Here is a 20068-nt window from a genome sequence, read left to right on the forward strand (position 1 = left end):
CGGAATCCGCACATGCCTGAGGGCGACACCGTCTACCAGGCGGCGCGCCGGCTCGATCGCGCGCTCTCGGGCCGCATCCTGACCCAGACCGACTTCCGCGTCCCGGCGTACGCGACGCTCGACCTCTCCGGGCAGCGGATGGACGACGTGGTGAGCCGCGGCAAGCATCTGCTCATGCACGTGGGCGAGCACACCATCCACAGCCATCTCAAGATGGAGGGCACGTGGGAGGTGTACGCGCCCGACGGCCGCTGGCGGCATCCCGGCTACCAGGCGCGCGCCGTGCTGCGCACCGAGGACGCGCAGGCAGTGGGCTTCCAGCTCGGAGTCCTCGAGGTGATCCCGCGCGACAGGGAGGACGACGTCGTCGGCCACCTCGGGCCCGACCTGCTCGGGCCGGACTGGGATGCGGCGGAGGCCGTGCGCCGCCTCTCCGAGCACCCCGACGTGCCCGTGGCGGTCGCACTCCTCGACCAGCGCAACCTCGCCGGCTTGGGCAACGTCTACGCCAACGAACTGTGCTTCCTGCGCGGGATGCTGCCCACCCGGCCCGCCGGCGAGACCGACCTCGCGGCGGCCGTCGACCTGGGGCACCGTCTCATCACGGTCAACCGCGACCGTCCGCTCCGCGTCACCACCGGCGACACCCGGCGGGGCCGGAACACCTGGGTCTACGGTCGCCGCGGCCAGCCCTGCCGGCGGTGCGGCACGCCCATCCTGTCGTCGTCCCTCGGCCGCACGGAGCTGGAGGAGCGGGTGACGTACTTCTGCCCGGTCTGCCAGACGTAGGCGGACCGGGCAGAAGACGCACCGGGAGAGGGACTAGGCCGCGGCCTCGTCCTCCTCCTCGACGTCCGCAGCGCGCACCGACTCGAGCGCGGTCGACCACGACTCGAGCTGGTCGAACAGCGGGGTCAGCGCGGCCGTCTGCTGGTCGGTCGGCTTCAGCTGCCAGTTCTCGAAGTCGTGCGCGAGGCTCAGGCCCACGAAGGCGCTGACGGTCGCGACCTGCAGCTGCGAGAGGACCAGGCGCAGGTGCTCGACGGCCCGGGCGCCGCCGAAGACGCCGTAGCTGACGAACCCGGCCGCCTTGTTGTACCACTCGGCGCCGACGTAGTCGATCGCGTTCTTGAGGGCACCCGAGGTGCTGTGGTTGTATTCGGGGGTGACGAACAGGTAGCCGTCGAACTCGGCGATCTTGGCCGCCCACGCCTTGGTGTGCTCACCGGCGTACTGGCCCATGGCGGCCGGCATGGCCTCGTCGAGGTGCGGGAGGTCCCACTCCTTGAGGTCGACGAGCTCGTACTCGACGCCCGCGCGCTTGGACGCGTTCTCGTACACCCAGCGGGCCACGGCCTCGCCGTTGCGCCCGGGGCGCGTGCTTCCGATGATGATGGCGATCTTCGTCATGTCAGCCTTCCTTTTGATGACGTGTCACCGATCCCCAACGACGTCATCCCGGCATCCATTCCCGGTTGCTCCGGTTCGCTGCCGGCGCATCCCTCGTGCGCGTCCCGGCAGCCGTGTCAGGATGACGTATGGCCACCGTGCGCACTCGTCCCGACCCGCGGAAGCTGACGGACGACGAGCTGGAGCTGTTCCGCGCCTTCCACCTCATGCGCCGCGGCTTCGACCGCACCCTGGACGCGCAGCTGCAGCACGACGACGGCATCTCCATCTCCGAACTGGAGGTGCTCATGGCCCTCACGCGCTCACCGGGGCGGCGGCTCCGGGTGCGCGACCTCGTGGACGTGACCGGCTGGGAGAAGAGCCGCGTCTCGCACCAGGTGACCCGGATGGCGGCGCGCGGCCTCGTGGAGCGGCAGGAGTGCGCCGAGGACCGTCGGGCGACCTGGATCCACCTCACCGGCGAGGGGCGTCGCGTAGTGGTCCACGCGCTCCCCAAGCACTCGGCGACGATCCGCCGCATCCTGTTCGATGCTCTGTCGCCGCAGCAGCAGGAGGACCTGCTCGGCATCGCCCAGCGCATGAACGCGGCGATCGAGTCGGAGGACTGCGTCCCTTCCGACGACTGCGACGACTGAGCGTTCTCGCAGGCCGCGGCCGGCCGCGACCGGCGGCTCGCTGAGAACGGGTGGCGGATTCGCTGGCCATTCGTCGGGAACACCGGCCGCAACCAGCGGGTTCCAAGGCGGCGCCCCCTAGCGTTTCCCTGTGCGACGCCCGAACTATCCCGCCACCGGACCCGATGCCGACGGCAGCGACGAGCAGCTGCCTCCGACGGCGGTCCTGGGACGCGTGCCGTCCGCCACGGACCCGCGTCGGCCGGTGCGGGCCACCCGTCCGGCATCCGGCGTGCCCACCGGCGGCAGCGGCGCGAGCGGCGGCAGCGGCGGCGCGCCCTTCGACCCGTTCGGGATGGGCGGTGACGCCCCAGGGCTCGGCGGCGACGGGGCAGGACGCCGTGGCGGCGGCGGCGCAGGCGGCGGACGCGGCGGCAACGGGGGCGGCGACAACGGGGACGGCAGCGGCCCGACCCCCGGCCGCTCCGGCAGGCACCCGCGCGGCCGCCGGCGCACCAAGCGCATCGTCGCCTGGACCGCGGCCGCCCTGGCCGTCATCCTCGTGGTCGTCGGCGGCTACGCCGCGTACAGCTACTTCCGCTTCGTCGGCGGCGTCAAGCACGTCGACGTGATCTCCAAGCCCGCGAACGATGTGGACGGGCAGGACCAGAACATCCTGCTGGTCGGCGACGACCACCGCCCCGACGGCGCGACCCAGGCCGAGCTCGACCAGTTGAGCACGACCAGCGACGGCGGCGGCACCAACACCGACACGATGATGGTGCTGCACATCCCCGCCAACGGGAAGTCGGCGACCCTCATCTCCCTCCCCCGCGACTCCTGGGTGGAGGTGCCGGGCCACGGCATGAACAAGCTGAACGCCGCCTTCTCGCTGGGCGGCGGCGGCAGCGACCCGACCGCGGGCGCCAAGCTCCTCATCCAGACCGTGCAGAACCTGACGGGCCTGAGCATCGACCACTACGTGCGCGTCTCCCTGCTCGGCTTCTACACGATCGCGAAGGCGCTTGGCCCGGTGCAGGTGTGCCTGAACAACGCCGTCGACGACCCGTACTCCGGCGCGAACTTCCCGGCCGGTGTCTCGACCCTCGACGCGAAGCAGGCGCTGTCCTTCGTGCGCCAGCGCCACGGTCTCCCGCGCGGCGACCTCGACCGCGTGGTCCGCCAGCAGTACTTCCTCTCGGTGGAGGCGCACAAGTTCCTCTCCGCCGGAACGCTGCTGAACCCGGCCAAGCTGACCGACACGCTGGATGCGGTGAGCGGCTCGCTCGAGACCGACCCGGGCCTCAACTTCCTGCAGCTCGGCGCCCAGCTCCAGGGCCTGACCGGCGGCAAGATCCAGTCGGCGACCATCCCCATCTCGGGCACCCCGACGATCACCGTCGACGGGAACGACGTCTCCATCGTCGAGGTGGACACCGCCGCGATGCCCGCGTTCATCCAGAGCCTGATGGGCACGCCGACGGCCTACGACAACGCGAAGGCCGCGACGCCGGCCGAGACCACGGTGACGGTGCTCAACGGCGGCAGCGCGAACGGCGCGGCCACCACGGCGACGCAGACGCTCGCGGCAGCCGGCTTCAAAACGGGCACGCCGGGGGATGCGGACACCCGCACCACAACGGTGATCCAGTACAAGCCGGGTCAGGAGGCGCAGGCGAAGGCCGTCGCGGCGTACCTGCCGGGCGCCTCCGTGCAGCAGACCGACGCGGTGAGCACGGTCACCGTCGTGCTCGGCGACGACGGCATCATGCCCGCGGCGCCTGCCGCCGCAGGCTCGGCGCCGGCAGCGCCCGCCGCCCCGGCTCCGTCGCCGTCCGGCCCGGCCAGCAACTACAGCTCGCAGGTCTGCATCAACTAGGTCCCACCGACCGCGTCCCGGCCTCAGTCGAACAACCGCCGGAAGACGTTCGTGTCGGCGAGGTCGATGAGTTCGTCGCCGCGGCCGTTCATGATCGTCCGGATCGCGTAGAGGGTGAAGCCGCCCACCTGCTTGGCCGTGATCGCCGGCGGGATGCTGAGCTCCTGACGGGCGGTGACCACATCCACCAGGGCGGGGCCGTCGTGCGCGAAGGCCGCCCGCAGCGCGCCCTCCAGCTCGTCCGGCTTCTCGACGCGCTGGCCGTGCAGCCCGATCGCCTGCGCCACCGCCGCGAAGTCCGGGTTCTCGAGGCCGGTGCCGAAGTTGACGAAGCCCGCCGCCTTCATCTCGACCTCGACGAAGTTGAGCGAGGAGTTGTTGAAGACGACGATCTTGACGGGCAGCTTGTTCTGCCGCAGGGTGAGCAGCTCCCCCAGCAGCATCGCCAAGCCGCCGTCCCCGGCGAGCGCGACCACCTGCCGCCCGGGAAACGCGGTCTGCGCTCCGATCGCCTGCGGCAGGGCGTTCGCCATGCTGCCGTGGGTGAACGATCCGATGAGCCGGCGTCGTCCGTTCATCCGCAGATACCGCGCCGCCCAGACCACGGGCGAGCCCACATCGGGCAGGAACACCGCATCCTCGGAGGCCAGCTCGCTGACCAGCCGGGCGACGTACTGCGGGTGGATGGGCGTGCGGTTGCGGTCGTTGACCGCCAGGTCGTCGAGGCTCTTGCGCGTCTTGGCGTAGTGTGCGAGCGACGAGTCGAGGTGCTTGCGGTCGGTGCGGTCCGCCAGCAGCGGCAGCAGCGCCTCCACCGTGTCCTTCACACTTCCGACCAGCCCGAGGTCGAGCGGGACGCGGCGGCCCAGGTTCTCGCCGCGGATGTCGACCTGGATGATCTTCGCCTTCGACGGGAAGAACTGCTGGTACGGGAAGTCGGTTCCGAGCATGAGGAGCGCGTCGCACGACTCCATCGCCCGGTAGCCGGAGGAGAAGCCGAGCAGGCCCGTCATGCCGACGTCGTACGGGTTGTCGTACTCGATGAACTCCTTGCCGCGCATCGAGTGCACGATCGGAGCCTGCAGTGCAGCCGCGATCGACAGCAGCTGCGGGTGCGCGCCCTCGCAGCCCGCACCGGCGAGGATGGTGACCTTCCTGGCACCGTTCAGGATGTCGGCGGCGACCTGGAGCTGCGGGTCCGTCGGGCGCGTGATGCGCGGCGAGAACGTGATCGGCGCCGACTTGGTGCGCCCCGCGCTGTCGGCGAGGAAGATCTCGCCGGGCACGACGACGACGGCGACACCGCGGCGCTCCACGGCGGTGCGCATGGCGATCTCGAGGATGCGCGGCATCTGCTCCACCTGGCTGACCAGCTCGGTGTAGACGCTCGCCTCGCGGAACAGCTCCTCCGGGTGCGTCTCCTGGAAGTAGCCGCTCCCGATCTCCGCACCCGGGATCTGGGCCGCGATCGCCAGCACGGGAACCCGGCTGCGGTTGGCGTCGTAGAGTCCGTTGATGAGGTGGGTGTTGCCCGGCCCGCAGCTGCCCGCGCAGACGGCGAGCTCGCCGGTGAGCGCCGCGTCCGCCGAGGCGGCGAACGCGGCCGCCTCCTCGTGCCGCACATGCTCCCACGTCAGACCGTCGGTGCGCCGGATCGCGTCGGTGAAGCCGTTGAGCGAGTCGCCCGGGATGCCGTAGACGCGGCTGACCCCCGCATCCTTCAGGATCTCGACGATGGTGTCGGCGACAGTGGGCATGGCGGTCTCCCTCAGGTAGGCGCGGCTCAGTGCGCCGCCGGCACGGAGGCGCATGGCGGCACGGCTCACGCTACGCCCTCGGGGCAAATCGTTCATCGTCCCGGGAGGAACTGTGCGTTAACGTGAGCCCATCATGGTCAAACAGGTGAGGGCGCAGGTCACGCGCGACACGATCGTCGGCGGGGCGGCCGCCGTATTCGGTCGGCGCGGGTACGGGCTCGCGTCCATCGCCGACATCGCGGAGGCCGCGGGCGTCACCAAGGGGGCTCTGTACTTCCACTTCAGGTCCAAGGACGAACTGGCGCGCGCCGTGATCGCCGAGCAGCACCGCCGCACCATGGCGGCGGCCGCCGAGGTGGTCGAGGAGAACCGGCCAGCACTCGAGACCATGGTGCTGCTGAGCGCGGTGCTCGCCCGCCAGCTGCTGACCGATCCGGTGGTGCAGGCCGGCATCCGGCTGACCAACGACGTGGCCTACCTGGACGAACCGGTGCTCGAGCCCTATCAGGACTGGCTGCGGGCCTCGGAGGATCTGTTCCGGCGGGCGGCGGAGCAGGGTGATCTGCGGCCGGAGGTCGACCCGGCGATGCTGGCCGCCGTGGTCGTCGCGGCGTACACCGGGGTGCAGCTGGTGTCGGAGACGTTCACCGGTCGGAAGGACCTGGTGCAGCGGGTGCGCGAGCTGTGGATCGTGCTGCTGCCCGGAATCGTGCCCGCGGACCGGCTGGAGCGGCTCGGCGCGCTGCCCGCGCTGATCCGCTGAGGGCATCCGTCGCCGCTGCGCCTGACCGACCCGGCCGCAGCGCCCCCAATCCGCTACGGCCGTGTCGGGGCGTGCATGCATTCTACGCCGGAACCGGACGATCGGTATGAACTCGCCGGTCGCTCCCAGCACGGCCTGCCGGGGGCCGCCTGCCGGTCCCGTAGACTTGCCCGACGGGGAGCGCCGGCGACGGCGGAAGCGGTATCGGGGAGGAGCGGCATGCCGTCACGGGGCAAGACGCAGAAGCGGCGCGCGACGATGCGGCTGGTCTACATCGACTTCTGGTCGGCATTGAAGATGTCGTTCCTCGTGAGCATCATCGTGGCGGCCATCACCGTGGTGATCAGCCTGCTGGTCTGGTCGCTGATGGAGCGCTTCGGCGTGGTCGCCTCCGCCACCTCCTTCCTGGAGGACATCGCGGGTGCGCAGGGCGCGAACCTCGTCGCGGGGCTCACGTTCGGCAACGTGATGACGTTCACGCTGGTCGTCGCCCTGCTCGAGGTGATCGTCGTCTCCGCCCTCGGCGCGATCTTCGCCGCGCTGTTCAATCTCGCGGTCCACGTGGTCGGCGGCTGGAAGGTCACCTTCGGGAGCGACTGAGCTCCAGTCCACCGACCAGGAGGCCGACGCCGAACGCGAACGCGGCGGCGGGGTCGTCCTCGTCGAGCGGCGACGCCGGCTCATCCGCCAGCACCCCCAGCGAGTCGTATTGGATGCGCTGCTGCTCGTGCGAGACATGCCCGAGCACGAAGTGCAGCAGCGCGGTCGCCGCCCGGCGGGACGTCTCGGCGTCGAAACCGCCACGCGCGACGGCGCGGATCAGACGGCCGACCGTCTCCGGCGATCCGAGGCCGAGCGCGAGGGTGCTCGACACTACCTCGGCGCCGTCGCGATACGACAGCAGGGAGTCGCGCAGGGCCTCCGCTTCGCCGCGGACCGCATCCTGCCACGCGGCGTCCTCCGCAGGCTCGGGAGCGGGGCGCGTGCCGACGATGCGGTCGGCGAGCTCGGCGAGCAGCGTCTGCTTGTTCGGGAAGTGCCAGTACAGCGCGCTGGGCTGCACGTCGAGCGCGGCCGCCAGACGGCGCATCGTGAGGTCGGGCAGGCCGAGGTCGTCGAGGATGCGCAGCGCCGCGTCGGCGACGTCGTCGCGCGAGTGCCGTCTTCCGGTTTCGTTCCCTGCCACGAGTTCAGTATAGTGAACGCCGTTCAGGTGAACACCGTTCAGGTAAGGATGCGCCCATGACCTCCACGACCCCCTCCGCCCCGCCGGCCGCGGGCCGCCGCCGGCTCGACGCCACCGACCTCGCCCGCGTCGCCGTCTTCGCGGCGATCGTCGCCGTGCTCGGCCTTCCCGGCGGCATCAGCGTCTTCGGCTCCGTGCCCATCACGGCGCAGACCCTCGGCGTGATGCTGGCGGGCGCCATCCTCGGCCCAGGGCTGGGCGCGCTCTCGATGGCGGTGCTGCTCGCGCTCGTCGCCCTCGGCCTCCCCTGCTCTCCGGCGGCACCGGCGGCCTGGGCGTCTTCGTCGGGCCGACGGCCGGGTACCTGTTCGGCTGGATCGCCGGCGCGTTCGTGATCGGACTCATCGTGCACGCGGGCAACCGCAAGCCGGTGTGGTGGCGGACCTTCCTCGGCATGATCGTCGGCGGCATCCTCGTCGTCTACGCGTTCGGCGTTCCGGTGACGAGTTTGGTGCTGCGGCTGCCGCTCGACGTGATCGCGAAGTCCAGCCTCGTGTTCGTGCCGGGCGACCTGGCCAAGGCCGTGATCGCGACGGTCATCGTCATGACGCTGGTCCGGGCGTACCCGCGGGCGTTCCGCCGGACCTGGGCGGCCCCGCGAGGCACTGCGACGACCGGCGCCGAGCGCGCGGCCGTCACCGCGGAGCCGGCCGAGCCGCGGGTGCCGTGACGCAGCGCGCACTGCTGCTCGACGGTGTCGGCGTCCGCCTCGGCGATGTCGATGCGTTGCGGGATGTCGACCTCGACCTCGACGCGCGCACCGTCGCCGTCGTGGGCGAGAACGGCTCGGGCAAGTCGACCTTCGCCCGGCTGATCGCCGGACTGGTGCCGCCGACGGCGGGCACCGCGCGCATCCTCGGCCTCGACCCGGTGCGGCAGGCGGCCGAACTGCGCCGCCGGGTGGCCGTCGTGTTCAGCAACCCGGACGCCCAGATCGTCATGCCGACCGTCGCCGAGGACGTCGCGTTCTCGCTGCGCGCCGACCGGCTCGGCCGGGAGGAGACGCGGAGGCGCGTGGAGGAGACGCTCGCGAGGTTCGGCCTGTCCGCGCTTCGGGAGCGGTCGTCGCACGAGCTCTCCGGCGGCCAGAAGCAGCTGCTCGCGCTGGCCGGCGCATTCGTGCGCCGGCCCGAACTCGTGGTCGCCGACGAGCCGACGACGTACTTGGACGCCCGGAACGCGCGCCTCGTGTCCGACCACCTGCTGGCAGACACCGGCCACCGGCTGGTCCTCATCACGCACGATCTCGCCTTGGCGGCGCGCTGCGACGCGGCCGTCCTGATCGCCGGGGGCGGGTGGAGGCGGTCGGGCGTCCCGCGGACGTCGTCGGCGAGTACGAGGCCGCGCTCTCATGCTGAGCCTCTACCGGCCCGGGGACGGGATGCTGCACCGGCTGCCGGCCGGCCCGAAGCTGCTGCTCCTCCTCGCGCTGGTGCTCGCCGTGTCCCTCCTGCCGTCGCACTGGTGGGCCGCCTGCGCGGCCGCGGGCGTCGTCGTGGTGGCCTATGGCGCTGCCGGACTCCGGGACGGGATGCTCGGCATGCGGGTGCTCGCCCGGCAGACCGTCGCGCTGCGCTGGCTGATCGTCGTGACGCTCGCCCTCCAGCTGATCTTCCTGGGCCCGGAGGCGGCGGTCGCCAATACGACGCGCGTGACGGCCGCCGTGCTGCTCGCCGGGCTGTTGTCCCTGACCACGCGGGTGACCGAGCTGCTGGATGCGGTGGAACGCGGCCTCCGCCCGCTCGACCGGCTGGGCTTCGACTCGGAGCGTGCGGCCGTGCTGCTCACGGTGACCCTGACCACGGTGCCGGTCCTGGCCCGGCTGGCCGGCGACGTGCGCGAGGCCCAGCGGGCGCGCGGCGTCCGCCCCGGCGTACGCTTCTTCGCGGTGCCGTTCCTCATCCTGTCCCTGAAGCATGCCGACCAGCTCGGCGAGGCGCTCTCCGCGCGAGGCGTGCGGTGAGCGCGGCGGGTGCGCGGCCGCGCGTGCTCGGGCCGGTCGTCGACGACCAGACCCGCTGCATCCACTACGCCTCGCCGCTCGACGTGGTGGCGATCCGGTTCGCCTGCTGTGGCGAGTACTACCCGTGCCACCTCTGCCACGCGGAGGCGGCCGGGCATCCGGCGCGGCAGTGGCCGGTTGCCGACCGGGACCGCGAAGCGGTGCTCTGCGGGGTCTGCGGCGGCGAGCTGGCGATCGCGGAGTACCTCGCGACCGACGGCTGCCCGCGCTGCGGTGCCGCGTTCAACCCTGGCTGCCGGCTGCACACGCACCTGTACTTCGAGGTCTGAGCGACCCCGTCCCCGGCGGGAACGGAGGAGTCTCGCTGGTGCGCGTCGGCGTGTTGCGGCAAACGGAGGAGGCGACCGGCGCCAACACGCGAACACTCCTCCGTTTCCGCAGCGGATGCGGCTCGGGCCCGGACGCAGGGACGCCGGGCACGCTCTCGCGCGCCCGGCGTCCGCCGCATCCTGTGCTAGAACCAGCCGAAGAGGCGGTTCAGCAGGTCGATCACCCAGTCGATGGCCGGGATGCCGGTCGCCGGCGGGGTGGCCTTCACCTTGAGGGTGGTCCAGCCGATGACCCCGTTGGAGGCGTTCTGCACCGACAGTCTGTGCTGACCGTTGCCCGCATCCGCCGGCAGAGCCAGCTTCACCACGCCGTCCGCCGGCACCTGCACCCAGCCGCCGCTGATGTTCTGCGGCTTCGAGTACAACCAGACCGACACCCACTCACCGGCGTGCTTCGCGCCCACCGTGACCGCGATGGCCTCGCCCGGGCGGTAGATCGCCTTGTCGACGGTCACCGCGTCCTCCAGCGCCTTCGTGAGCGCCGACTCCTTGGCGGCCTTCGGGTCGGTGCCCGGCTTCGGGTTCGACGGCGCGTCCGCCACGGTGAGCGGCACCCGCACGGTGGTCCCCGAGTCGGGCGCCGTCAGCACGAGCGTGCTCCCACCAGCCGCATCCGCCGGAACGGTGAAGGCGACCGTGGCGTTGCCCGCCGCATCCACCGGCACGCTGCCGAGAGCTGCGGAGCCGTTCCACGACAGGTCGAGCTTCGTGTTCGCCGGGCTGCCGAGCGAGGTGAGGTTCAGCTTGGACACCTGGAGGGTGACCTGCTGACCGCGCTGCAGGATGCCGGACGGCACGCCGCTCACGCCGACGCCGAGCTTCTCGAAGCGCGGCGACAGGGGGCTGTTCTTCTGGATGTAGCCGATCCAGGCGTCCCGGTCGATGAGGCCCGAGTCCTTGGTGTCCTTCCCCGCCGCGAAGGCACGGAAGTTGTCACCGCCCTGGAGCAGGAACGAGAACGAGCCGATCCGGTACGACCTCGCCGGGTCGATCGGGGCGCCGTTCACCAGGATGCTGGTGATGCGGTCGCCCTCCGGACGTGCGGCGTCGTAGGTGTAGTGCACGTTCTTCGACAGCCCCAGGTTGAGGAACGGCCGGCTCGGCACGTTGCCCTGGGCGTCGCGCTGCCACTGCTGCTCGAGCGCCTGCTTGAACTGCGCCCCGGTGAGGGACGTGGTCCACAGGTTGTTCACGAACGGCAGCACCGCGTTGGCCTGGGCGTAGGTGACGGATCCGTCGGTGCCGTACAGCAGTTCCGCGCGGAGACCGCCCGGGTTGACGACGCCGATCTCGGCGCCGCCCTGATCGGCCGGCGACAGCGTGGCCAGCAGCGAGTCCGCCACGAGGTTGCCCAGGGTGGATTCGCTGGAGCGGTCGTCGCGGGCGCCGTTCAGGTAGGCGGTGGTGATGTCCTTCGTCACCGAGCCGACCTTCTGGTTGCCGATGACGGCCGCGTCGGCGATCGCCTTGTCGACGATCGTCTTGACGGCCGCGACTCGCGGGTACGCGGCGACCAGGGCGCTGTCGGCGTCGGTCGTCCGGGCGACGTTGCGGGCGGTGTACGCGGTGACCGTGTCGGTCTCCGGGTCCACCGTCAGCGTCACCTGGCCGATGTTCTCCCCGTAGCTGCCGGTCTGGACGACCGGACGGGTCGTGCCGTCGACTCCGGGCACCGGCGCATCCCACGCGTAGACCTTGTGGGTGTGTCCGGTGAAGATGGCCCCGACCTTCGCGGTCGTCTTGGTGACGATGTCGGCGAACGCGCCGCCCGCGGCGACCTCCTGCTCGAGCGTCGCACCCTCGGGAGTGCCGAAGCCGGCGCCCTCGTGGTACTCCGCGACCAGCACGTCGGCTTCGCCGTTGGAGGCGTCGCCGTCGGTGAGCTCACCGGCGACGCGGTTGACCGCCTCCACCGGGTCGCCGAAGTCGAGCGACGAGATGCCGCCCGGCGAGACGAGCGTCGGAGTCTCCTGCGTCACGGCGCCGATGACGCCGACCTTCAGGCCGTCCACGTCGAAGAGCGCGTACTCCGGCAGCGCCGGCGTCTTCGTGCCCTTCTCGTAGACGTTCGCACCGAGGTACGAGAACGTCGCCGCGTCCTTCACCCGGCCGGTGAGGTCGGCGTAGCCCTTGTCGAACTCGTGGTTGCCCACTGCGCTCGTCTTCAGGTCGAGCGCGTTCAGCACGTCGAGCGTCGGGATGTCGTCGGCCGAGGCCGAGGCGAACAGGGAGGCCCCGATGTTGTCGCCGTCGGAGAGGAACAGCGAGTTCGCCTCGCCGCCCTCCGCGCGCAGCTTCTCGATCGTGCCCGCGAACTTCACCGTGTTGGCGTCGATGCGCCCGTGGAAGTCGTTGATGTTCAGCAGGTTCAGCGTCACCGGCTTGGCGGCGAGGCCGAGGCCCACCACGATCGGGTCGTGGTCGGAGGAGCGGTACGGGTCGGCCGCGTAGAAGTTGGTGACGTTGTAGTTGTAGCGGCTGTACTCCAGCGCCACCGACTCACCCGAGTTGATGTTCCAGACGTCCGCGCCGGTGATCGCCGAGTTGAGCGCCGGCGAGGCCAAGACGTGGTCCAGCGAGCCGGTCGTGCCGCCGAAGGAGTAGGTCGCCTTCGAGGTGCGCGTGCTGACCTGGTCGACATAGCCTGCGTCGGTGAGGACCGTGATCGGGTCCTCCTTCAGGTAGGCGTTGAAGTCGCCGATGAGGAGCACCTTGTCGGTCTTCAGGGCCGCCTTGCGCTCGTCTGCGAAGGCGACCAGGGCCTTCGCCTGGTTGACGCGCGACAGGTTCGACGCGCCCTGGCCGTCGCCCTGGTCGGCGTCGGCGCCCGAGCCGGAGCCCTTCGACTTGAAGTGGTTGACGATCGCGAGGAACGCCCGCGCATCCTTCTCGCCGACCTTCTTGAAGGCCTGCGCGAGCGGCTGGCGTGCGTTGGAGAACGCCGGGTCGTCGAGGATCTTCGACTCGCCGACCGGGACCGCGTTCGCCTTCTTGTAGATGAACGCGGTGCGGATGACGTCCTCCGTCGCCGGGAGCTGTGCCGGCGACTTCACGTACGCCCAGACCTCGGAGCCCGCGGCCGCGTTCAGCGCGCCGACCAGCGTCGCGAGGGCCGAGTCGCGGTCCTCGCCGAAGCGGGCCGAGTTCTCGATCTCCTCCAGCGAGACGACGTCGGCGCCGAGGCCGTTGATGGCCGCGACGATCTTGTCCTGCTGGCGCTTGAGGTTCGTGGCGTTCGCCGCGCCGCGGGCGTCGCATCCACTGTTCACCGTGATCGGGTTGCCCTCACGGTCGGTGTAGAACGTGCAGCCGCTGAGCTGGTCACCGGTGGTGGTGAAGTAGTTGAGCACGTTGAACGTGGCCAGGCGCAGGTCTCCGCCCACGTTCTCCGGGGCCGCCGTGCGCGTGTTCGTGAACGACACCGGCTGCACCGTCGCGGCGTCGGCCGGGGTGAGCTCGGAGGTCGGCTGGAACTTCCATGCGTTGTTGCGGTAGTCGAGCACGACCGGCTTCGTGAACGTGACCGGCTCGCCCACGCGCACGGGCGCATCCAGCGACAGGTAGGGCAGCGGCTTCGACTTGTTGGCGTTGCTCAGGAAGTTCGTCGAGGCGCCGTCGTCGAGCGTGACCGCGCGGGCGGCGTTGTCCGCCACGACCGCGGCGTACTCGGGCGATCCCGGACGGGCGGCCTCGGTCGGCTGCACGAGCGTCTTGTCGCCCGCCGCGAGCCCGATCTCGCCGTACTGGTTGGCCGAGTAGACGTCGGTGACGGTGAACGCTCCCTGCGGTGCGATCAGCATCCCCTCCAGGCTCTCCCGCTGGGCTGCCGTGGCCGGCAGGCCGACCGCCGCGGGCGCCGGGGCGGTGACCGTCGAGGCGTCGAGCTTGGTCACTCCGGTCGCCGTGATCTCGGTCAGGCCGTTGAACTCGCTGACCGCGCCCGTGACCTTCACGTAGTCGCCGGCGGCGACGGTGCCCGCGAAGGAGGATCCGAAGACGAAGACGGCGTCGGATGCGGTGTGGGTGGCGAGGTCGACCGCGCCGCCTGTGCCCGGCGTCTGGATGTAGAAGCCGTTGAAGCCGCCCGTCGCGTACTGCGCCGTGACGACGCCGGTCGTGGTGACCGTCTGGCCGGCCTTCGGGCTGGTGTCGCCCGTGCCCTGGATGTCCGCGATGGCGGTCGTGTCGCCCGGCGTTCCGGGGTCGCCCGTGCCGGGGTCGCCTGTGCCCGGGTCGCCCGGTGCGGAGGCCGTGTTCTGCGGGGTGATGGTGGCGCTGAGGGTGAAGTCGGCGCTGTTGTCGTCGGTGTCCTTGGCGCTGGTCCGTACGAGCGACTTCACGTCGGTGTTGCCCGACGGTGCGGTGGCCTTCGCCTTCTCGAACGTGTTCGAGGTGCCGTAGCCGAGGAGGTCGGCGACGCTCGGGTCGCCGGTGACGGAGCCGGCCGGCAGCGTGAGCGCAGAGGCCGACTTCGCGAGGATCAGGGTCCCGGTGGTGCCGCTCGGGTTGAGGGCGTTGCCCGCCGCATCCGGCGTCGGCAGCGCCTGGCCGCCGGCGCCGTTCGATCCGCCGCCGACGAGGTAGTAGCCCTTCGCCGCGATGGATCCGGTCAGCGGCACGACCCCGGTGGAGGCGCCCGTGCCGGTGGCGGGGCGGTACTGGACACTCCACCCCGCCAGGCTGACGGCGCTGTCGCCCGCGTTGTACAGCTCCACGAACTTGTTGGTGAAGGCGGCGCCTGCGCTGCCGCCCGACAGGTAGGCCTCGTTGATGACGACACCGCTGCCGTCCGTGCTCGCATACGCGGGGGTGGCGACGAGCGCACCGGCAGCGAGGCCGGCTCCCGCGATGGCGGCGGCTGCGGCGCGCGCGAGCCTGCCGAATCTGGTTGACATTGTTCTCCTCGGTCGGTGAGGTATCGGGATGAGTCCGCGGTCAACCTAGGGACGCCGGTGAACGGGACTGTTTCACGTGTGTGAACGTACAGAAAACTCGTTCAGGGGTAGACCGCTCATTTGAGCACGGGCGGGTGGGTGGGTCACCGCAACGCCATCCCGGGCACGCGCTTGCGGATGGCCTGGAGGGTCGCCTCGTCGGAGACGCCCTGCCAGTCCCAGCGCGGGGTGTAGGGGGCGGTGAGGGCGGTGACCTCGTCGTCGGTGAGCTCCACGTCGAGGGATGCGATGGCCTCGTCGATCTGCCGGGTGGTGTTGGCGCCGACCAGCGGAGCGGTCACCACGGGCTGGCGGTGCAGCCAGACGAGCGAGATGGTCGCTCGGCTGACCCCATGCGCCGCGGCGACCTCGCCGACGGCGTCGACGATGGCGTGGTTCGACTCCTCCTCGGCGGGCGTGTAGAGCAGGTCGGCGTAGTCGCCGTCGCTCGCCGAGCGCGCGGTCGACCGGGCGTCGTCCCACGCGCGGGTCAGACGGCCGCGGGCCTGCGGGCTCCACACGATCGTGCCAACGCCCTCATCGAGGCAGAGCGGGATCATCTCGCGCTCCTCCTCGCGGGCCAGCAGGTTGTAGTGGTCCTGCATCGTGACGAAGCGAGCCCAGCCGTGCTGCTTCTGCAGGTTCAGCGCCTTGGCGAACTCCCACGCGAACATCGACGAGGCGCCCAGGTAGCGCACCTTCCCGGCCTTGACCACGTCGTGCAGCGCCTCCAGGGTCTCCTCCAGCGGGGTGGAGTGGTCGTTGCGGTGGATCTGGTAGAGGTCGATGTAGTCGGTGCCGAGCCGGCGCAGCGAGTGATCGATCTCGGTCATGATCGCCTTGCGCGAGAGCCCCTTGCCGTTGGGGCCGGGGCGCATCGGATGCCGCAGCTTGGTGGCGATGACGACGTCGTCGCGGTCCGCGAAGTCCGCGAGCGCCCGTCCGAGGATCTCCTCGCTGGAGCCGTTCGAGTACATGTTGGCCGTGTCGAAGAAGTTGATGCCGGCGTCGAGCGCGTGCTTGATGAGCGGCCGCGCCTCCTCCTCGCCCTTGGACCAGACGGGGTGGCCGCGATCCGGCTGGCCGTAGGTCATAGCGCCGATCGCGATGGGCGACACGTCCAGGCCGGTCGTGCCGAGCTTGCGGTATTGCATGGGGTCTCCACGGATGGATAGAGTCGGAGAGTTCTCCGCTTGTGGAGCACGTTACCGGAGAGTTCTCCGTTTGGCAAGAAGGGTTCCCGAGATGACGTCGGATGCTGCGGTGAGCGGTCGGCGGGCGGACGCGCAGCGAAACCGTGCCCGGATCCTGGAAGTCGCCCGCACCGCGTTCGCCGACGATGCGGATGTGTCGCTCAACTCGATCGCGAAGCTGGTCGGTGTGGGCCCGGGCACGCTCTACCGCCACTTCCCGACGCGGGAGGCCCTCCTGCTCGCGGTCTACCAGGAAGAGGTCGAGCACCTCGCGGGCTCGGTCGATGGGATGCTGCAGCAGCAGGAGCCGCTGGAGGCGTTCCGTTCGTGGGCGCGCACGCTGGCGGCGCTGGCTCGGGTGAAGCACGGCCTCGGGGAGGCCCTCGGCAGCGCCGAGGCGCAGGCCGCCATCGGCGCGAGCTGGGCGCCGGTGCGTGATGCCGTCTCGCGGCTGCTCGATGCGGCTCTCGAGCGCGATGACATCCGCGCGGGCGTGGATCCTGACGACGTGATCCTGCTGTTGAGCTCGCTCTGGCGCGTGCCGGCAGGCGAGCACGGACTGGAGCAGGCCGACCGACTGCTCGAGCTGATCATCGTCTCCCTGCGGCACGAGCCGCGCGGCTGAGAGACTCCGATGCGTCATGATGGGGCCATGCGGATCGACGAGATCGCCCACTTCCGGGCCCTGGCCGCGGAGGGCCATCCCGCCCTCGCGGCAGAGACCCTCGGGGTGTCCCAGTCGACGCTCACCCGCTCGCTCGCCCGGCTGGAGCAGGAGATGGGCGTCGAGCTGTTCGACCGCCGGCGCGGCCACCTCGAGCTGAACCAGTACGGCGAGATCCTGCTGGCCCACGCGGTCCGCGCCGAGTCGGAGCTGGAGAACGCGCGCGCCCGCATCGACGCCCTCCGCGACCCCTCCGGCGGCACCGTCTCCCTCGCCTACGTGTCATCGTTCGGCGGGTGGCTCATCCCCCGGGTCATCAGCGAGTACCGCAGCCTGTTCCCCGACATCCGCTTCGTGCTGCGCGGCGGCACTGCCGACACCGTGCTGGATGCGCTGCGCGACGGCGCGGCGGACCTCGCGTTCCTCAGTCCCGACCCTCGCGACCCCGAGATCGAGTGGAAGCCGCTCACCGCCGAACGTCTGGTGCTCGGGGTTCCGGACGGGCATGCGCTCGCCGGGAGGGATGCGGTCAGCGTCGCCGACCTCGAGGACTACGACCTCGTCGCCCTGCGGACCGGCTCCGGCCTCCGGCACATCGCCGACGCCTACTTCGCCGCCCACGGGGTCGTCATGAGCCCGGTGATCGAGGTGACCGAGCTCTCGACGCTCCGCGGCCTGGTCCGCGACGGCGTCGGCGTCGCCCTCATCCCGGACACCCCGGCGGAGCCCGGCATCGTCGCCGTGCCGCTCCGCGACGAGGCGACGCGCATCATCGGGCTGGCGCGCAACCGCGGCCGCTCGCAGTCCGCGGCAGCGGAGCAGTTCGCGCGCTTCGTGCACGAGGAGCTCGACTCGCTCGGCTGACCCCGCGCCGCCCCTTCGGCAGCTGTCGCCGTCGAAGCGGAGGAGGCCGCGAGCCTCTGCGCCCGCCGCTTCCTCCCTTACCTGCGCCCCGCGGCGTGTCGCCGTCGCGTCTCCTCCCTTCCCCACCGCTTGAGAACGGCTCGAGAACGGAGAAAGGAGCCGATCGCCCCCGCGCCTAGCGGAGGCGGGGCCGGGGCCGGCTCAGCAGGAGTCGGCCCACAGCCGGCGCGGCCGCTCGGGGTCGGAGTCGTCCAGCAGCACCGACGCCACCTCGCGCGGCGCGCCGAGCGCATCCTTCTGGCCGGTCGTCACGAAGGACCAGTCGGGACTCCGCTCGGGATCGTGCTCGACCCACAGCGAGAAGTTCCAGAAGCCGCGGAATTCCGGCGTCAGGAGGCCGGGCCCGTCGACCACCAGCACGCCCTCGCGCGAGCGGAACGGGGCGACCACGCCCTCGCGGAAGGAGTCGGCAGCGGTGCCGGCCTCGAGCGTGGCGCGCTCGGCATCCTGGCCCGCGTCACGCAGCGCCTCGGCGAAGCGGTCGGCCGCCCGCCCGGTGTCACCGTCGGGCACCCCGGTCACCGCGACGAAGCGCGGCCCGCGCCGGTAATGCTGCAGGAACTCGGCGGCCACCTCTGCGTAGAATCCGCTCGCGGTGGTCTGCTTCTCGGTGTCGGTCATCGCGCGATCCTTCCCACTGCCGGAACGTTACGCGCTCCTCCCCCATTCCGCGCCTGAGCGCTCCCTGCGACCCATTCCCCGATGCGGGTAACGCGATATATCGTGTGAGGGACCGACTGTCGCCGGGTGGGAGGAGCAGCGCATGAACGGCAAGCCTGAGGACGACCTGACGCCGCCGGAGCCGGTGTCCGAGCTACCGGAGGAACTCGCGGTGGGGATGGTCGCCGTCTCGGCCGAACGCGAAGCCGAGCTGGCGACGCGCGCCAAGAACTTCATCCGCGACCTCGCGGCCGCCGAGCCCGGCAGCGAGGCGCTCCAGCGCAAGATCACCGGGTTCTCGCACCTGGGCGACGACGAGCTGCGCGCCTCGAGCGACGCCTCCCGCCAGCTGCTCAACCGGCCGGCCACCTCCCTCGCGGCGGCGCGCGGCAAGCCGATCCGCACCGACCCGCAGTACGGCGTGATCCGCACGCTGCAAGACCTGCGGGCGACCGTCACCGACTTCGACCCGCAGCACCTCACCGGCCGCAACCGGATGCTCTACCGGATGCCCGGCGGGCGGCGGCTGCGCCAGTACGTCCAGCGCTTCGAGTCGGCGCAGAAGCAGCTCGACGGGATCGTCCAGGCGCTCGACCACGGCGAGGAGTGGCTCGCCCGCGACAACGTCGAGATCGAGAAGGAGCGGGCGGCGCTCTGGAAGACCACGGAGCGTCTCAACGAGTACGTCGTGCTCACCGCCGCCCTCGACCGCGCCACCGTCGAAACCGCCGCGGACATCCGGATGACCGATCCGGAGCGCGCCACGCTGCTCGAGAAGGAGGCGCTGTTCCCCATCCGGCAGCGGCGCCAGGACCTGACCGCCCAGATCGCCGTGTCGGTGCAGGCGTACCTCGCCCTCGACGTGATCAAGAAGAACAACGTCGAACTGATCAAGGGCGTCGAGCGCGCCAAGACGACGACGGTCTCGGCGCTGCGCACAGCCGTGGTGGTGGCGCAGGCGCTCGAGAACCAGCGACTGGTCATCGACCAGCTGGGCGCGCTGCACCAGAGCACGAACGCGCTGATCGGACGCACCGGCGAGGTGCTGCGGACGCAGACGGAGCAGGTGCAGAAGGAGCAGACCTCGTCTGCGGTGGATGTGGAGGTGCTGCAGCGCGCGTTCGACAACGTCTTCGCGACGATGGACAGCATCGACAGCTACCGCACGGGCGCGATCGCCAGCATGGCCAAGACCGTGGATGCGCTCGACCAGCAGGTCGCGCGGTCGCGCGACTACCTGAAGCGGTCGAGGCCCACGGAGCAGCGCGCGTAGTCCGCTCGCCGGGGGTCGGCGCTACGGTGGGGGCATGGCCGCACACCGCATCTTCGCCATGCCCTTCGGCGACATCTACCCGCTGTACGTGGCGAAGGCGGAGCGGAAGGGTCACCGCAAGGACGAGGTGGACACCGTCCTGCAGTGGCTGACGGGCTATGACCAGGGCGGGCTGGATGCGGCCGTCACGAGCGGCGTCGACCTGGAGGGGTTCTTCGCCGCGGCTCCGCGCATGAACCCGAACGCCTCCCTGATCACCGGCGTGATCTGCGGGGTCCGCGTCGAGGAGATCGAGGACCCGCTGATGCAGAAGGTCCGGTACATGGACAAGCTCGTCGACGAGGTCGCCCGCGGCAAGAAGATGTCGTCCATCCTGCGCGCCTGACGAAGGCGCGCCCG

General features: G+C 71.0%; 17 protein-coding genes and 2 pseudogenes. 13 read left to right on the forward strand and 6 right to left on the reverse strand.

All coding sequences use genetic code 11. The annotated features are described in order from the left end of the window. The first annotated feature begins 12 nt into the window (after nucleotides 1-12). Nucleotides 13-789 (forward strand): DNA-formamidopyrimidine glycosylase family protein, encoded by a 777-nt coding sequence (locus ACQ86M_RS11330; protein ID WP_431245507.1) that lies wholly within the window; start codon nucleotides 13-15, stop codon nucleotides 787-789. 33 nt (nucleotides 790-822) lie between these two features. Here the strand turns inward: ACQ86M_RS11330 and ACQ86M_RS11335 are convergent, their stop codons facing one another. Next, nucleotides 823-1410 (reverse strand): NADPH-dependent FMN reductase, encoded by a 588-nt coding sequence (locus ACQ86M_RS11335; protein WP_431218770.1) that lies wholly within the window; start codon nucleotides 1408-1410, stop codon nucleotides 823-825. Between the two features lie 128 nt (nucleotides 1411-1538). Between ACQ86M_RS11335 and ACQ86M_RS11340 the strand changes: the two genes are divergently transcribed. Further along, entirely contained in the window at nucleotides 1539-2045 is a 507-nt protein-coding gene (locus tag ACQ86M_RS11340) for a MarR family winged helix-turn-helix transcriptional regulator (RefSeq protein WP_431245508.1), read from the forward strand. Nucleotides 2046-2175: 130 nt separating this feature from the next. Further along, nucleotides 2176-3903, forward strand: coding sequence for an LCP family protein (locus tag ACQ86M_RS11345; RefSeq protein ID WP_431245509.1), 1728 nt, complete (start codon nucleotides 2176-2178; stop codon nucleotides 3901-3903). 23 nt (nucleotides 3904-3926) lie between these two features. On the opposite strand, the gene poxB is transcribed toward ACQ86M_RS11345, so the two are convergent. Then, nucleotides 3927-5660 carry a ubiquinone-dependent pyruvate dehydrogenase gene (gene poxB / locus ACQ86M_RS11350; protein ID WP_431245510.1) on the reverse strand — a complete coding sequence of 578 codons (1734 nt, stop codon included), beginning with the start codon at nucleotides 5658-5660 and terminating at the stop codon, nucleotides 3927-3929. Between the two features lie 133 nt (nucleotides 5661-5793). Here poxB and ACQ86M_RS11355 point away from each other — a divergent pair, with 133 nt between their 5' ends. Next, the gene (locus ACQ86M_RS11355; protein ID WP_431245511.1) at nucleotides 5794-6423 is read left to right on the forward strand and encodes a ScbR family autoregulator-binding transcription factor; all 630 of its coding nucleotides are present in this window, start codon (nucleotides 5794-5796) and stop codon (nucleotides 6421-6423) included. Between the two features lie 219 nt (nucleotides 6424-6642). Beyond that, nucleotides 6643-7023: a DUF3566 domain-containing protein gene (locus tag ACQ86M_RS11360; RefSeq protein WP_431218775.1), complete on the forward strand. Its 381-nt coding sequence runs from the start codon at nucleotides 6643-6645 to the stop codon at nucleotides 7021-7023. On the opposite strand, the gene ACQ86M_RS11365 is transcribed toward ACQ86M_RS11360, so the two are convergent. Continuing rightward, nucleotides 7004-7609 carry a TetR/AcrR family transcriptional regulator C-terminal domain-containing protein gene (locus tag ACQ86M_RS11365; RefSeq protein ID WP_431245512.1) on the reverse strand — a complete coding sequence of 202 codons (606 nt, stop codon included), beginning with the start codon at nucleotides 7607-7609 and terminating at the stop codon, nucleotides 7004-7006. The genes ACQ86M_RS11360 and ACQ86M_RS11365 overlap by 20 nt on opposite strands. Before the next feature lie 56 nt (nucleotides 7610-7665). Here ACQ86M_RS11365 and ACQ86M_RS11370 point away from each other — a divergent pair. The 4 genes and pseudogenes from ACQ86M_RS11370 (at nucleotide 7666) to ACQ86M_RS11385 (ending at nucleotide 9961) form a co-directional block, all read left to right on the forward strand. Continuing rightward, a pseudogene (locus tag ACQ86M_RS11370) lies at nucleotides 7666-8339 on the forward strand (biotin transporter BioY). Next, nucleotides 8336-9027 (forward strand): annotated as a pseudogene (locus tag ACQ86M_RS11375) (energy-coupling factor ABC transporter ATP-binding protein). Before ACQ86M_RS11370 ends, ACQ86M_RS11375 begins: the two co-directional pseudogenes overlap by 4 nt. Then, nucleotides 9021-9632, forward strand: coding sequence for a CbiQ family ECF transporter T component (locus ACQ86M_RS11380; RefSeq protein WP_431245513.1), 612 nt, complete (start codon nucleotides 9021-9023; stop codon nucleotides 9630-9632). The pseudogene ACQ86M_RS11375 and the gene ACQ86M_RS11380 overlap by 7 nt, the downstream one beginning before the upstream one ends. Next, on the forward strand, nucleotides 9629-9961 hold the full coding sequence (locus tag ACQ86M_RS11385; RefSeq protein WP_431245514.1) for a CHY zinc finger protein: 333 nt from the start codon (nucleotides 9629-9631) through the stop codon (nucleotides 9959-9961). Before ACQ86M_RS11380 ends, ACQ86M_RS11385 begins: the two co-directional genes overlap by 4 nt. 185 nt (nucleotides 9962-10146) lie before the next feature. Here ACQ86M_RS11385 and ACQ86M_RS11390 read toward each other — a convergent pair whose 3' ends face one another. Together ACQ86M_RS11390 and ACQ86M_RS11395 are read right to left on the reverse strand one after the other, a co-directional pair. Then, nucleotides 10147-14916: an ExeM/NucH family extracellular endonuclease gene (locus ACQ86M_RS11390; protein ID WP_431245515.1), complete on the reverse strand. Its 4770-nt coding sequence runs from the start codon at nucleotides 14914-14916 to the stop codon at nucleotides 10147-10149. Between the two features lie 143 nt (nucleotides 14917-15059). After that, nucleotides 15060-16109: an aldo/keto reductase gene (locus tag ACQ86M_RS11395; protein ID WP_431245516.1), complete on the reverse strand. Its 1050-nt coding sequence runs from the start codon at nucleotides 16107-16109 to the stop codon at nucleotides 15060-15062. Between the two features lie 91 nt (nucleotides 16110-16200). On the opposite strand from ACQ86M_RS11395, the gene ACQ86M_RS11400 reads away from it, so the two are divergent. Together ACQ86M_RS11400 and ACQ86M_RS11405 are read left to right on the forward strand one after the other, a co-directional pair. Beyond that, on the forward strand, nucleotides 16201-16773 hold the full coding sequence (locus tag ACQ86M_RS11400; protein ID WP_431245517.1) for a TetR/AcrR family transcriptional regulator: 573 nt from the start codon (nucleotides 16201-16203) through the stop codon (nucleotides 16771-16773). Between the two features lie 27 nt (nucleotides 16774-16800). Beyond that, nucleotides 16801-17676, forward strand: coding sequence for a LysR family transcriptional regulator (locus ACQ86M_RS11405; protein ID WP_431245518.1), 876 nt, complete (start codon nucleotides 16801-16803; stop codon nucleotides 17674-17676). A 201-nt stretch (nucleotides 17677-17877) separates the two neighbouring features. Here the strand turns inward: ACQ86M_RS11405 and ACQ86M_RS11410 are convergent, their stop codons facing one another. Then, nucleotides 17878-18357: a hypothetical protein gene (locus ACQ86M_RS11410; RefSeq protein WP_431245519.1), complete on the reverse strand. Its 480-nt coding sequence runs from the start codon at nucleotides 18355-18357 to the stop codon at nucleotides 17878-17880. Between the two features lie 142 nt (nucleotides 18358-18499). Between ACQ86M_RS11410 and ACQ86M_RS11415 the strand changes: the two genes are divergently transcribed. After that, the gene (locus ACQ86M_RS11415; protein ID WP_431245520.1) at nucleotides 18500-19669 is read left to right on the forward strand and encodes a toxic anion resistance protein; all 1170 of its coding nucleotides are present in this window, start codon (nucleotides 18500-18502) and stop codon (nucleotides 19667-19669) included. A 34-nt stretch (nucleotides 19670-19703) separates the two neighbouring features. Beyond that, complete coding sequence (locus ACQ86M_RS11420) at nucleotides 19704-20054, forward strand: DUF2200 domain-containing protein (protein WP_431245521.1); 351 nt, start codon at nucleotides 19704-19706, stop codon at nucleotides 20052-20054. The last annotated feature ends 14 nt before the right edge of the window (nucleotides 20055-20068 follow it).

Origin of the sequence: Leifsonia xyli subsp. cynodontis, assembly GCF_050632205.1 — a bacterium.
Taxonomy (GTDB): Bacteria; Actinomycetota; Actinomycetes; order Actinomycetales; family Microbacteriaceae; genus Leifsonia; species Leifsonia xyli_D.

Bases quoted from the DNA above. Each gene is read 5' to 3' on its own strand.
- ACQ86M_RS11395 (WP_431245516.1), bottom strand. From the start codon at position 16,109: ATGCAATACCGCAAGCTCGGCACGACCGGCCTGGACGTGTCGCCCATC.
- ACQ86M_RS11405 (WP_431245518.1), top strand. From the start codon at position 16,801: ATGCGGATCGACGAGATCGCCCACTTCCGGGCCCTGGCCGCGGAGGGC.
- ACQ86M_RS11330 (WP_431245507.1), top strand. From the start codon at position 13: ATGCCTGAGGGCGACACCGTCTACCAGGCGGCGCGCCGGCTCGATCGC.
- ACQ86M_RS11420 (WP_431245521.1), top strand. From the start codon at position 19,704: ATGGCCGCACACCGCATCTTCGCCATGCCCTTCGGCGACATCTACCCG.
- ACQ86M_RS11410 (WP_431245519.1), bottom strand. From the start codon at position 18,357: ATGACCGACACCGAGAAGCAGACCACCGCGAGCGGATTCTACGCAGAG.
- ACQ86M_RS11335 (WP_431218770.1), bottom strand. From the start codon at position 1,410: ATGACGAAGATCGCCATCATCATCGGAAGCACGCGCCCCGGGCGCAAC.
- ACQ86M_RS11415 (WP_431245520.1), top strand. From the start codon at position 18,500: ATGAACGGCAAGCCTGAGGACGACCTGACGCCGCCGGAGCCGGTGTCC.
- poxB (WP_431245510.1), bottom strand. From the start codon at position 5,660: ATGCCCACTGTCGCCGACACCATCGTCGAGATCCTGAAGGATGCGGGG.
- ACQ86M_RS11360 (WP_431218775.1), top strand. From the start codon at position 6,643: ATGCCGTCACGGGGCAAGACGCAGAAGCGGCGCGCGACGATGCGGCTG.
- ACQ86M_RS11355 (WP_431245511.1), top strand. From the start codon at position 5,794: ATGGTCAAACAGGTGAGGGCGCAGGTCACGCGCGACACGATCGTCGGC.
- ACQ86M_RS11400 (WP_431245517.1), top strand. From the start codon at position 16,201: ATGACGTCGGATGCTGCGGTGAGCGGTCGGCGGGCGGACGCGCAGCGA.
- ACQ86M_RS11390 (WP_431245515.1), bottom strand. From the start codon at position 14,916: ATGTCAACCAGATTCGGCAGGCTCGCGCGCGCCGCAGCCGCCGCCATC.
- ACQ86M_RS11380 (WP_431245513.1), top strand. From the start codon at position 9,021: ATGCTGAGCCTCTACCGGCCCGGGGACGGGATGCTGCACCGGCTGCCG.
- ACQ86M_RS11340 (WP_431245508.1), top strand. From the start codon at position 1,539: ATGGCCACCGTGCGCACTCGTCCCGACCCGCGGAAGCTGACGGACGAC.